General features: G+C 69.4%; 8 protein-coding genes. All 8 read right to left on the minus strand.

Features of this window, described 5'->3' with window-relative positions:
• Entirely contained in the window at nt 1-3156 is a 3156-nt protein-coding gene (locus GWK15_RS13545) for an efflux RND transporter permease subunit (protein WP_456306867.1), read from the minus strand.
• 7 nt (nt 3157-3163) lie between these two features.
• The gene (locus tag GWK15_RS13550; protein WP_168041860.1) at nt 3164-4354 is read right to left on the minus strand and encodes an efflux RND transporter periplasmic adaptor subunit; all 1191 of its coding nucleotides are present in this window, start codon (nt 4352-4354) and stop codon (nt 3164-3166) included.
• A gap of 61 nt (nt 4355-4415) precedes the next feature.
• Nucleotides 4416-4958, minus strand: a complete 543-nt coding sequence (locus GWK15_RS13555; RefSeq protein WP_168041861.1) for a hemerythrin domain-containing protein — start codon at nt 4956-4958, stop codon at nt 4416-4418.
• A gap of 7 nt (nt 4959-4965) precedes the next feature.
• Entirely contained in the window at nt 4966-5793 is an 828-nt protein-coding gene (locus GWK15_RS13560) for a peptidylprolyl isomerase (RefSeq protein ID WP_168041862.1), read from the minus strand.
• Between the two features lie 5 nt (nt 5794-5798).
• Nucleotides 5799-6554 (minus strand): respiratory nitrate reductase subunit gamma, encoded by a 756-nt coding sequence (narI, locus tag GWK15_RS13565; protein WP_168041863.1) that lies wholly within the window; start codon nt 6552-6554, stop codon nt 5799-5801.
• Nucleotides 6555-6566: 12 nt separating this feature from the next.
• Nucleotides 6567-7274: a nitrate reductase molybdenum cofactor assembly chaperone gene (narJ, locus tag GWK15_RS13570; protein ID WP_168041864.1), complete on the minus strand. Its 708-nt coding sequence runs from the start codon at nt 7272-7274 to the stop codon at nt 6567-6569.
• Nucleotides 7271-8830, minus strand: coding sequence for a nitrate reductase subunit beta (gene narH, locus GWK15_RS13575; RefSeq protein WP_168041865.1), 1560 nt, complete (start codon nt 8828-8830; stop codon nt 7271-7273). Before narH ends, narJ begins: the two co-directional genes overlap by 4 nt.
• A 5-nt stretch (nt 8831-8835) precedes the next feature.
• The gene (locus GWK15_RS13580; RefSeq protein ID WP_168041866.1) at nt 8836-12570 is read right to left on the minus strand and encodes a nitrate reductase subunit alpha; all 3735 of its coding nucleotides are present in this window, start codon (nt 12568-12570) and stop codon (nt 8836-8838) included.
• Nucleotides 12571-12589 lie beyond the last annotated feature (19 nt).

Consider the following 12589-nt stretch of genomic DNA (forward strand, 5'->3'; position numbering starts at 1 on the left):
TCACTCTCCGGCCTGCAGCACCGGGGCCGGCGGGGATGCTTCGGGGGCGTGGCGCCGCCGCGTGCGGAACAGGCGCAGCACCACCAGGAAGAAGATCGGCACGAAGGCGATGGCGAGCAGCGTGCCCGCCGCGACGCCGCCCAGCACGCCGATGCCGATGGCGTTCTGCCCGCCCGCGCCGGCGCCGGTCGCGATGGCGAGCGGCACCACCCCGAGCCCGAAGGCGAGCGAGGTCATGACGATCGGCCGCAGGCGCTGCCGCGCGGCATCGATCGCCGCTTCCACCAGCCCCATGCCCTTGTCGAAGTTCTCCTTGGCGAACTCGACGATGAGGATGGCGTTCTTGGCCGACAGGCCGATCGTCGTCAGCAGGCCGACCTGGAAATAGATATCGTTGGACAGCCCGCGCGCGAGGGAGGCGGCGACCGCCCCCAGCACGCCGAGCGGCACGACCATCATCACCGCCGCCGGGATCGACCAACTCTCATACAGCGCCGCGAGGCAGAGGAAGACCACCAGCAGCGAGATGGCGTAGAGCACGGGCGCCTGGCCCGAGGATTGCCGTTCCTCGTAGGACAGCCCGGACCAAGCGTAACCGAAGCCGGGCGGGAGTTGCTGCATCAGGCGCTGCATCTCGGCCATCGCCTCGCCGGTGGTGCGGCCCTGGGCGGGGGCGCCGGCGATCTCGCGCGAGGCGATGCCGTTGAAGCGCTCGAGCCGCGGGGAACCATTGGCCCATTCGGTCCGCCCGAAGGCGGAGAAGGGCACCATCTGCCCCGCGGCGTTGCGCACGAACCAGCGGTCGAGGTCGCCGGGCAGCATCCGCGCGGCGGCCTCACCCTGCAGGTAGACGCGCTTCACGCGGCCGCGGTCCATGAAGTCGTTGACGTAGGTGGCACCCCAGGCGGTGGCGAGGGTGGTGTTGATGTCGTTGACCGTCAGGCCAAGCGCGCTGGCGCGTTCCCAGTCGATGATGAGGCGGAACTGCGCCTCGTCGTTCAACCCGTTGGGGCGCACGGCCATCAGGACGGGGCTCTGCGCCGCAAGGCCGAGCAACTGGTTGCGCGCATCCATCAGCGCCGCATGGCCGAGGCCCGACTGGTCGAGCAGCTGGAAGGTGAAGCCGGTCGCGTTGCCGAGTTCGGTGATGGCGGGCGGGGCGAAGGCGAAGATCATCGCGTCGCGGTAGCCGCCGAAGCGAGCCATGATGCGCCCGTTCAGCGCCTGCACGCGCTGGGCCGCGCCGGGGCGGTCCCCCCAGTCGCGCAGCCGCACGAAGGCCATGCCGGCATTCTGGCCGCGGCCGCTGAAGTTGAAGCCGTTCAGCGAGAAGACCGAGGCGACGGTGTCGCGTTCTTCCTCGAGCAGGTAGCGGGTGACCTGGTCGAGCGCGGCCTGGGTGCGGCCCGCCGTCGCGCCGGGCGGCGTGACCACCTGGACGAAGCTGATGCCCTGGTCCTCGTCCGGCAGGAAGCCGCCGGGCAGGCGCAGGAAGCCGAAGCCGAGCGCGCCGAGCAGCGCGCCGTAGATCACCAGCATCCGCAGCGGGCGGCGCAGGCTGGCGCCGACGAAGCGGGTGTAGCCGCCGGTGAGGCGCGCGAAGCCGCGATTGAACCGGCCGGCGAAGCCCTTCTGCGACTGGCCCGGCTTGTGCGGCTTCAGCAGCGTGGCGCAGAGCGCGGGGGTGAAGAAGATGGCGGTGAAGACCGACAGCGCCATCGCGGTCGCGATGGTGATGGAGAACTGGCGGTAGATGACGCCGGTCGACCCGCCGAAGAAGGCCATCGGCAGGAAGACCGCGGCGAGCACCAGGCCGATGCCGATCAGCGCGCCAGTGATCTGGTCCATCGACCTGCGCGTGGCCTCGAGGGGCGAGAGATGCTCCTCGGCCATCACGCGCTCGACGTTCTCGACCACCACGATGGCGTCGTCGACCAGCAGGCCGATGGCCAGCACCATGCCGAACATGGTCAGGGTGTTGATGGTGAAGCCCGCCGCCTGGAGCGCGGCGAAGGTCCCCAGCAGCACCACCGGCACGGCGATGGTGGGGATCAGCGTCGCGCGGATGTTCTGCAGGAACAGCAGCATCACCAGGAAGACCAGCACCACGGCCTCGAACAGCGTGTGGATCACGCTCTCGATCGAAAGCTTCACGAAGGGGGTGGTGTCGTAGGGGTAGATGACCTCGAGCCCCTGGGGCAGCAGCGGGCGCAGGCTGTCGATCGTCGCGCGCACCGCATTCGCGGTGTCGAGCGCATTGGCGCCCGAGGCGAGCTTGATGCCGATGCCCGCCGCCGGGCGGCCGTTGTAGAGGGCGCTGACGGCGTAGTTCTCGGCACCGACCTCGACGCGCGCGACGTCGCGCAGGCGGACCTGGGCGCCGTCCGTCTGCACGCGCAGCAGGATGGAACCGAAGGCCTCGGGCGAGGTCAGGTAGGACGGGCCGATGACGGTGGCGTTGAGCTGCTGGCCGTCGACCGCGGGCAGGGCGCCCATCTCGCCGCTCGCGACCTGGACGTTCTGCGCCCGGACGGCATTCGCCACGTCGCCCGGCGTCAGCCCGTAGTTCACCAGCTTCGCGGGATCGAGCCAGATGCGCATCGCGTATTGCGCGCCGAAGACCTGGTAGTCGCCGACGCCCGGCGTGCGGCTGATCGGGTCCTGGATGTTGGTGACGACGAAGTCGGAGATGTCGAAGTTGCTCATCCGCCCGTCGGCGGAGACGAAGCCCACCACCAGCAGGAAGTTGTTGGTCGCCTTGGCGACGCGGATGCCCTGCTGCTGCACGGTCAGCGGCAGGCGCGGCACGGCGAGCTGCACCTTGTTCTGCACCTGCACCTGCGCCGTGTCGGGGTTGGTACCCTGGGCGAAGGTGAGGGTGATGGTCGCACTTCCGTCCTTCGCCGCGTTCGAGGCGAAATAGAGCAGGTTGTCGATGCCGCTCAGCTGCTGCTCGATCACCTGCACGACGGTGGACTGCACCGTCTCGGCCGAGGCGCCGGGGTAGCTGACCTGGATCGAGATCGCCGGCGGCGCGATGGAGGGATACTGCGCGACCGGCAGGGTGCGCAGGGACAGCAGGCCGGCGAGCATGATCGCGATGGCGATCACCCAGGCGAAGACCGGGCGGTCGATGAAGAAGCGGGCCATGGGGATGCCTCGATCAGCCGCCGGTGCGGGCGGGGGTGGCCTCGGCGGTGGCCGCAGCCTCGGTGGCGTTCACGCGGGCGCCCGGGCGGATGCGCAGCACGCCTTCCGTCACCACGCGGTCGCCTGGATTGAGGCCGGCCGAGACCAGCCAGTTCGTGCCGACGGCGCGGCCCGCCTGCAGGATGCGCTGCTCGACCACGCCCTCGGCGTTCACGACATAGGCCATGGGCTCGCCGCGCGGGGTGCGCTGCACCGCCTGCTGCGGCACCAGCAGCGCCTGGTCGACCACGCCTTCCTCGACCCGGGCGCGCACGAACATCCCCGGCATCAGCAGGCCGTCCGGGTTGGGGAAGACCGCGCGCAGCGTGACCGAGCCGGTGCCCTGGTCGACGATCACCTCGGAGAACTGGATCTCCCCGCGATGGGCGTATTCGGTCCCGTCCTCCAGGATCAGCGCGGCGGAGGCGCGGTCGGCGGAATCGCGCCGCAGCACGCCTTCGGCAATGTCACGACGCTGGCGCAGCAGCGCGGCACTCGGCTGGGTCAGGTCGACATAGATCGGGTCGAGCTGCGTGACGGTGACGAGCGCATTGGCCTGGCTCGCCGTGACCAGCGCGCCGACGGTGACGGAGGATCGCCCGGTGCGCCCGGCGATCGGCGAGTTCACCACCGTGTAGCCGAGGTTGATCCGCGCCGTGTCGACCGCTGCCTGGGCCGAGGCGACATCCGCCTGGGCCTGGCGCAGCGCGGCCTCGGCGGTGTCGAAATCCTGCTGGCTGACGGCGCGCGCGCCGACCAGCGGGCGGTAGCGGTTGACCGTCGTTTGCGCCTGGTCGGCGGAGGCCTTGGCGCGGGCGAGCGCGGCCTCCGCGGTCTCGAGCGCCGCCTGGAAGGGGGCGGGGTCGATGCGGAAGAGCGGCTGGCCGGCGGTCACCTCCTGCCCTTCGGTGAACAGGCGTTCGCGCAGCACGCCGCCGACCTGGGGGCGGACCTCGGCGACGCGGAAGGCGCTGGTGCGGCCCGGCAGCACGGTGGTCATCGGCACCGCCTGGCGCCGCAGCGTCACCACCGTGACGGAGGGCGGCGGCGGAGGCGTGGGCGCGGCATTGGCGGCGCCCGCGCCGGGGCCCTGGTCACAGGCGGCGAGGAGGAGCAGGCCGGCCAGCAGGGCGCCGCGACGGGCGGGAAGGGTCCGGTGGGGCATGGGGCCTCGAAGGAAACTCGTCGGTTTTCATTTTGGAAACTGACAAGTTTCTTGTCGGCCGTCAATCCGGCTTGCTGCGCTGCAACAAATCGATACCGACCGTTCGCCGCGCAATCTCGGCCCCGACCTCGGCGAGGTCATCGGGCGCGAGCGCCTGGCGCGCGATCGGCAGGATGTCGGATTCCTCGAAGGCGAGCAGGCGCCGCAGCGCCTCGGCGAAGCGCAGCACCGCGGCGCCGAAGCCCGGCAGGGGCGGGTGATGCGCGGCGACGAGGCGCAGCCCGGCCAGCACCGCCTCCCGGTCCTCGCGCGCGGCCTGCAGCAGGCGGTCCAGGCGGGCGAGCGCACTGGCCCGGTCGGCCGGCGCCAGGCGGGGATGGAGGCAGTGCGCCTCGGCGGCGAGGTGGCGGGGGAGTTCCCCGCCCAGCCAGCCGGCCAGCGCCCGCGCCAGGGCGACGGTCCCGGGTGCCCCGGGCGCCCGCGCCACCCGTTCGAGGTGGCGCAGCAGCGCCCGCTGGCGTGCGTGCTCCGCGCTCAGGAAGGCGAGCGGATCGGCGAGGAGCCCGGCATCCAGTGGCCCGAACTCCGCGCCGCGCCGGCGCATGGCCGTCCTACTGCACCAGCGGCCCGTCGGCCGCGGCGAAGTCGAAGCCTTCGATCCGCGCGCGCCCGGCGAGCACCGCGATGTATTGCCGCACGGCGGCGCGCCAGGCCTGGGCGCGGAGGTCGGCGGCGACCCGGTCGGCCACCGCCTCGTAGGGCGTGCGCGTGGCCGGCGCGTGGGCGTGCAGCTGCACCACATGCATCCCGTAGCGGGACTTCACCACGACCGGGCAGACCTGGCCGGGCGAGAGGCTCGCGAGGACGGTCTCGAACTCCGGCACGGTGCTGCCGCGCGCGACCTGGCCGAGATGGCCGCCCTGGTCGCGCGAGGGGCAGGCCGAGTGCAGGCGCGCCAAGGCGGGCAGGCTGTCCGGGTCGGCCTGGACCTGGGCGAGGATCTCCTCGGCGCGTGCCAGGGCGGCGACGCGTTCGGCTTCGTCCTCGGGGTCGGCGGCGATGAGGATGTGGCTCGCCTCCCAGAGGTCCGGGGCGCCGAAGCGTTCGGGATGGGCGGCATGCCAGCGGCGCGCAGCGGCCTCGTCGAGCGCAGGGACGGTGATCTCGGCCTCGAGCAGCGCGTCGAGCGCGCCGTCATCCTCGGGATCGAGGCCACGCGCGGCCGCCGCATCCTGCAGCAGGCGGCGGATGACCAGCGCCTGCGCCGCGGCATTCCAGGCGGCCTCGGCGGTGTCGGCGGGGTGGTGCTGCATCTCGGCGGCGACCTCGCGCGCCGTGATGGGGGTGCCGTCGACCAGGATGTCCTGTTCGGGCAGGTCCGGGCCCTGCCGCGCGGGTTCGGCGGGGCGTTCCGGCGGGGCGTGAAAGTGCACGGCCATGGCGCCTACTCCGCCGGACCGGCATGCGGCGCGGCGACGGGGCCGGGCCGGGCGGTCGCGCCGCCGCGGCGGCGGACGATCTGCCAGTTGCGCCCGAGGTACCAGACGGGTGCGGAGAAGATGTGCACCAGGCGCGAGAAGGGCGTGAGCAGGAACAGCGTCATGCCCATGACCATGTGCAGCTGGAACACCCAATCCGCCCCGCGCACATACTCGGCGGCACCGCCGCGGAAGGTGACGATGTGCTGCGCCCAGGCCGAGAGCTGCAGCATCATCCCGCCGTCGCGATGCCCGATCGAGAAGGGCAGCGTGATGATGCCGAGGCAGAGCTGCACCCACAGCATCGCCAGGATGACGATGTCGATGGTGGTCGAGGTGCGGCGGATCCGCTCGTCGAAGAGGCGCCGGTGCAGCAGCAGCGACAGGCCGATGAAGCAGAAGAAGCCGGCGATGCCGCCAGCGGTGATGGCGAGCACCTGCTTCTGCTGCACGGTGATGAAGTGCTCATAGAGCGCATGCGGCGTCAGCAGGCCCACCAGGTGGCCGAAGAAGATGAACAGGATGCCGAGGTGAAACAGGTTCGACCCGATGCGGAACTGCTTCGCACGCAGCAGCTGCGAGGATCCCGAGCGCCAGGTGTACTGGTCGCGGTCGAAGCGGATCAGGCTGCCGATGAAGAAGACGCCGGCGCAGATGTAGGGATAGATGCCGAAGAGGAAGGTGTGCAGGTAGTCGGTGAAGCCGTTCCAGAGGGCGGACATCGCGGCTCTCCTTCAATGCTTGGCGGCGGCCTGGCGCACGGAGCGCAGGCGCTGGATCATGGCGGCGACCTTGGCGCGGGCGCCTTGCTGGTCGGGGTCGGATTCCGGCCCGAAGACCACGGGCTGGTCCTCGTAGGCGGCATCGATGGCGGCGAGGTCGTCCTCGTCCGCCTGGTCCTGCGCGTCGGTCGGCAGGGTGGTGGGGGCGAGCCGTACCTCCGACAGCACGGCGGCGAGCACCGCGGCATAGCCGCGGGACGACGGCAGCCCGCGCGAGAGCAGCTTCGCGTGGATCTGCTGCAGCAGCGGCCCGGCCTGGGAGAGCAGGTTCGCCGCCGTTTCCGCCGGCGCGACCGCGCAGAATTCGAGCACGAGCGGCAGGTAGTCCGGCAGCTCATTCCCCGACATGGCGAAGCCGTTCGCGTCGTAGATCGCGACCAGTTCCACCATGGCCGGGCCGCGGTTCCGGGTGTCGCCATGGACGTGTTCGAAGAGATGCAGGCTGGTCGAGCGGCCTCGGTCGAAGAGCCGCACGAAATCCTCCTGCCGGTCGAGCGGGTCGCCGGCCGCGAGCCGGCGCGCGAGCCGTTCGAGCGCGCGGCGGTCGCGGTCGGCGAAGCCCGCCGTGGCGATCGAGGACAGCACGTCCGGCAGGTCGGAGCGCAGCGCCTCGTCCGGATAGCGCAGCAGGGTCGAGAGGATGGCGAGGCGCGTGTTCACTTCGCGGCCTCCTTCTTCGCGTCTTCCGCCTCGCGGATGCGGGGCGGCGCCATGCGCCCGGCCGAGGGGCCGGAGGCGCTGAACAGGTTGCCCACCGTGCGGCCGTCGTAGCAGCCCTGGCCGAAGGAGAAGCCGCAGGACGACTTCAGGTCGAAGGCGTTCTCGGCGTACTCGCGGTGGGTGGTCGGGATGACGTAGCGATCCTCGTAATTCGCGATCGCCAGCGTCTGGTACATGTCGTCCACCTGCTCCTTGGTCAGGCCGACCTTCTCCAGGATCTCCATGTCGTCGCGGTTCTCGACGGTGCGCGCGCGCATGTGCATGCGCATCGCCATCATGCGCTGCAGCGCGAGCACGATCGGGGTTTCCGCGCCCGCCGTCAGCAGGTTGGCGAGGTACTTCACCGGGATGCGCAGCGAGGAGATGTCCGGCAGCCCGTCCTTCCAGCCGACATGGCCGGCCTCGACCGCCGACTGCACGGGCGAGAGCGGCGGCACGTACCAGACCATCGGCAGCGTGCGGTATTCGGGGTGCAGCGGGAAGGCGATCTGCCAGTCGATGCACATCTTGTGCGCCGGGCTCTTGCGCGCCGCTTCCAGCCAGGCTTCCGGCACGCCATCCTTGCGTGCCTGCTCGATCACCTTGGGGTCGTGCGGGTCGCAGAAGATGTCGAGCTGGCTGCGATAGAGCTGCTGGTCGTTCTCGACCGACGCCGCTTCCTCGATGCGGTCGGCATCATAGAGCAGCACGCCGAGGTAGCGGATGCGGCCGACGCAGGTCTCGGAGCACACGGTCGGCTCGCCCGCCTCGATGCGCGGGTAGCAGAAGATGCACTTCTCGGCCTTACCGGACTGCCAGTTGTAGTAGATCTTCTTGTAGGGGCAGGCGGAGACGCACATGCGCCAGCCGCGGCACTTCTCCTGGTCGATGAGGACGATGCCGTCCTCCTCGCGCTTGTAGATCGACCCCGAGGGGCAGGAGGCGACGCAGGCCGGGTTGAGGCAGTGCTCGCAGAGCCGCGGCAGGTAGAACATGAAGGTGTTCTCGAACTGCCCGTAGATCTGCTTCTGGATGCCCTCGAAGTTGCGGTCGGCGGAGCGCTTGCGGAACTCCGTGCCCAGGATCTCCTCCCAGTTCGGGCCCCACTTGATCTCCATCCGCTCGCCGGTGATGAGCGAGACGGGCCGCGCGACCGGCATCGCTTCCGATTCAGGCGCCGTCTGCAGGTGCGTGTAGTCGAAGGTGAAGGGCTCGTAGTAGTCGTCGATCTCCGGCAGGTTCGGATTGGCGAAGATGTTCGCCAGGATCCGCCACTTGCCGCCGATCTTGGGCTGGATCTTGCCGTTGCGCTTGCGCGTCCAGCCGCCCTTCCACTTGTCCTGGTTCTCCCAGTCCTTCGGATAGCCGATGCCGGGCTTGGTCTCCACGTTGTTGAACCAGGCGTATTCGACGCCCTCGCGGCTGGTCCACACCTGCTTGCAGGTGACGGAGCAGGTGTGGCAGCCGATGCACTTGTCCAGGTTCAGGACCATCGCGATCTGAGCGCGGATCTTCATGGCCGTTACTCCGCCGCCTTGAGGTCAGCCGCCTGGGGTGTCACCCGCGGCCCGTCCAGCCACTCGACATTCGCCATCTTCCGCACGAGCACGAACTCGTCGCGGTTGGTGCCGATCGTGCCGTAGTAGTTGAAGCCGTAGGCGAGCTGCGCGTAGCCGCCGATCATGTGCGTCGGCTTGATCGTGCAGCGCGTGACCGAGTTGTGGATGCCGCCGCGGGCATGCGTGATCTCGCTGCCCGGGACGTTCACGATCTTCTCCTGCGCGTGGTACATCATGACCATCCCCTTCGGGACGCGCTGGGAGACGACCGCGCGGGCGCAGAGCGCACCGTTGGTGTTGAACGCCTCGATCCAGTCGTTGTCCTCGATGCCGGCGTCCGCCGCGTCGACCTCGGACAGCCAGACGATCGGCCCGCCGCGCGAGAGGGTGAGCATCAGCAGGTTGTCCGTGTAGACGCTGTGGATGCCCCACTTCTGGTGCGGGGTGATGAAGTTGAGCGCGATCTCCTTGTTGCCGTTCGGCTTCACGCCATGCATCGGCCCCGTGGCCCGCAGGTCGACCGGCGGGCGGTAGAGGCACAGCGCCTCCCCGAAGGCGAGCATCCACGGGTGATCCTGATACAGCTGCTGTCGGCCCGTCAGGGTCCGCCAGGGGATGAGCTCATGCACGTTGGTGTAGCCGGCGTTGTAGCAGACATCCTCGCTCTCCAGCCCCGACCAGATCGGCGAGGAGATGATCTTGCGCGGCTGCGCCTGCACGTCGCGGAAGCGGATCGCCTCGTGTTCCTTCGGAAGCGCGAGGTGCGTGTGGTCGCGCCCGGTGAACTTGCCGAGCGCCTCCCACGCCTTCACGGCGACATGGCCGTTGGTCTCCGGCGCCAGGTGCATCAGCGTCTCGCAGGCGTCGATGTCGGATTCCATCTTCGCCAGCTTGCCCTCGACGCCGGGGACCTCGACCTCGCCGTTGAGGTGGCGGAGGAACTCCACCTCGTGCCCGGTCTTCCAGGCCATGCCCTTGCCGTTGTTGCCCAGCTTGTCCATCAGCGGACCGAGCGAGGTGAAGCGGGCATGGGTGTTCGGGTAGTCGCGCTCGACCACCGTCACCGCCGGCATGGTCTTGCCGGGGATGGGCTCGACGTCGCCCTTCTTCCATTCCTTCACCAGGTGCGTCTGGCCGAGCTCGGCTGGGCTGTCATGCATCAGCGGGGTCAGGACGGTGTCCTTCTCCTTGCCGAGATGACCGTTGCAGAGCGCCGAGAAGCGCTTCGCGATGCCCCGGAAGATCGCCCAGTCGGTGCGGCTCTCCCACGCCGGATCCACCGCGGCCGAGAGCGGGTGGATGAAGGGGTGCATATCCGAGGTGTTGAGGTCGTGCTTCTCGTACCAGGTGGCCGTCGGCAGCACGATGTCGGAGTACATGCAGGTGGTGCTCATGCGGAAGTCGAGCGTCACCAGCAGGTCGAGCTTGCCCTTCGGCGCCTCGTCATGCCAGGCGGCTTCCTCGGGTTTCGCGGCACCCTGCTCGCCGAGGTCCTTGCCCTGCACGCCGTGCTGCGTGCCGAGCAGGTGCTTGAGGAAATACTCGTGCCCCTTGCCCGAGGAGCCGAGCAGGTTCGACCGCCACACGAACAGGTTGCGCGGCCAGTTCGCGGGATGGTCGGGGTCCTCGCAGGACATCTCGAGCGTGCCGGACATCAGCGACTGCGCCACGTACTGCGGCACCGGCATGCCGACGGCCTCGGCTTCCGCGGCGATGGTCAGCGGATTGCGCGCGAGCTGCGGCGCGGAGGGCAGCCAGCCCATCCGCTCGGCACGGATGTTGAAGTCGATCAGCGTGCCGGTCAGCGCCTTCGGAGCGGTGGGCGAGAGGATGTCCTTCACCTGCACCGTCTCGTAGCGCCACTGGTCGGTGTGCGCGTACCAGAAGGAGGTCGAGTTCTGCTGCCGCGGCGGGCGGGCCCAGTCGGTCGCGAAGGCCACCGGGATCCAGCCCGATTGCGGGCGCAGCTTCTCCTGGCCCACATAATGCGCCCAGCCGCCGCCCGACTGGCCGATGCAGCCGCACATCACCAACAGGTTGATGATGCCGCGGTAGTTCATGTCCGAGTGGTACCAGTGGTTCAGCGCCGCCCCGAGGATGACCATGGACTTGCCCTTGGTCTTCTCGGCGTTGTCGGCGAATTCCCGCGCCACGGTGACGATCTGCTGGCGCGGCACGCCGCAGACGGCCTCGGCCCAGGCCGGCGTATAGGGGGCCATCGTGTCGTAGTTCGTGGAACCGTCACGCGCCACGCCGTAGTTGGCGAGGAACAGGTCATAGACGGTGGCGACCTTCGCGGTGCTGCCGTCCGCGAGCGCGACCGACTTCACCGGCACCTCATGCGTGACGGTGTCGCCAAGCTGAGTCGGGTTGAAGAAGGCCGTCGCGCCATCGCCGAAATACGGGAAGGTCACGGCCGCCGTCTGGTCACCTTGCAGCGACAGGCGCGGCGTCACCGCCTCCAGCGTCTTGGCGTCGCGGCCCTCGAGGTTCCACTTGCCCTGCTCGCCCCAGCGGAAGCCGATCGAACCCGTCGGGACGTAGAGATTGCCCGTGGCGTCATCGATCGCGATGGTCTTCCAATCCGGGTTGTTGGCCTCGCCCGCATTGCCGACGAGATCCGACGCGCGCAGCTGCCGGTCGGGCACCAGGCGCCCGTCCTTCTCGGTCAGCATGACCAGCATCGGCATGTCGGAATAGCGGCGGCAGTAGTCGAGGAAATAGTCGCCGCGTCCCTTCGCGTGCCACTCGGACAGGATCACATGGCCCATCGCCAGCGCGAGCGCGGCATCGGTGCCCTGCTTCGGGTGCAGCCACAGGTCGGCGAACTTCGACGCCTCGGAATAGTCGGGCGTGACGGTCACCACCTTGGTGCCGCGGTAGCGGGCCTCGGCCATGAAGTGCGCGTCCGGCGTGCGCGTCTGCGGCACGTTGGACCCCCACATCATGATGAAGCCGGCATTGTACCAGTCGGCGGATTCAGGAACGTCGGTCTGCTCGCCCCAGGTCTGCGGCGAGGACGGGGGCAGGTCGCAGTACCAGTCGTAGAAGGACATGCAGACGCCGCCGATCAGCGAGAGATACCGGCTGCCCGCGGCGTAGGAGACCATCGACATCGCCGGGATCGGCGAGAAGCCGATGACGCGGTCCGGCCCATGCTGCTTCACGGTATGCACGTTGGCGGCGGCGACGAGCTCCTCTGCCTCCTCCCAGGTCACGCGCACGAAGCCGCCGAGGCCGCGCGCCGACTGGTATTCCTTCCGCTTCGCCGGATCGTCCTGGATCGACTTCCACGCCGCGACCGGATCGGCGTACTGCGCCTTCGCCGCGCGCCACAGCCGGACCAGGCGCTTGCGCATCATCGGGTACTTGATGCGGTTCGCGCTGTAGAGATACCAGGAGTAGGAGGCGCCGCGCGAACAGCCGCGCGGTTCATGGTTCGGCAGGCCGGGCCGCGTGCGCGGATAGTCGGTCTGCTGCGTCTCCCACGTCACGATCCCGCCCTTGACGTAGATCTTCCAGGAGCACGACCCGGTGCAGTTCGCCCCATGGGTGGAGCGCACGATCTTGTCGTGCGCCCAGCGGGACCTGTAGGCGTCCTCCCAGGCGCGGCTCTCGGTCGTCACGTCGCCGTGGCCGTTCGAGAAGGTGCCGGCGTACTTCTTGAAGTAGGTCAGACGATCCAGGAAATGGCTCATCGTCTTTGTTCCTTCCCGG

Source organism: Neoroseomonas oryzicola (assembly GCF_012163135.1).
Classification (GTDB): domain Bacteria; phylum Pseudomonadota; class Alphaproteobacteria; order Acetobacterales; family Acetobacteraceae; genus Neoroseomonas; species Neoroseomonas oryzicola.

Coding starts and splice junctions, on each gene's coding strand:
- GWK15_RS13580 (WP_168041866.1), bottom strand. CDS start 12,570: ATGAGCCATTTCCTGGATCGTCTGACCTACTTCAAGAAGTACGCCGGC.
- GWK15_RS13560 (WP_168041862.1), bottom strand. CDS start 5,793: ATGGCCGTGCACTTTCACGCCCCGCCGGAACGCCCCGCCGAACCCGCG.
- GWK15_RS13550 (WP_168041860.1), bottom strand. CDS start 4,354: ATGCCCCACCGGACCCTTCCCGCCCGTCGCGGCGCCCTGCTGGCCGGC.
- GWK15_RS13555 (WP_168041861.1), bottom strand. CDS start 4,958: ATGCGCCGGCGCGGCGCGGAGTTCGGGCCACTGGATGCCGGGCTCCTC.
- narH (WP_168041865.1), bottom strand. CDS start 8,830: ATGAAGATCCGCGCTCAGATCGCGATGGTCCTGAACCTGGACAAGTGC.
- narI (WP_168041863.1), bottom strand. CDS start 6,554: ATGTCCGCCCTCTGGAACGGCTTCACCGACTACCTGCACACCTTCCTC.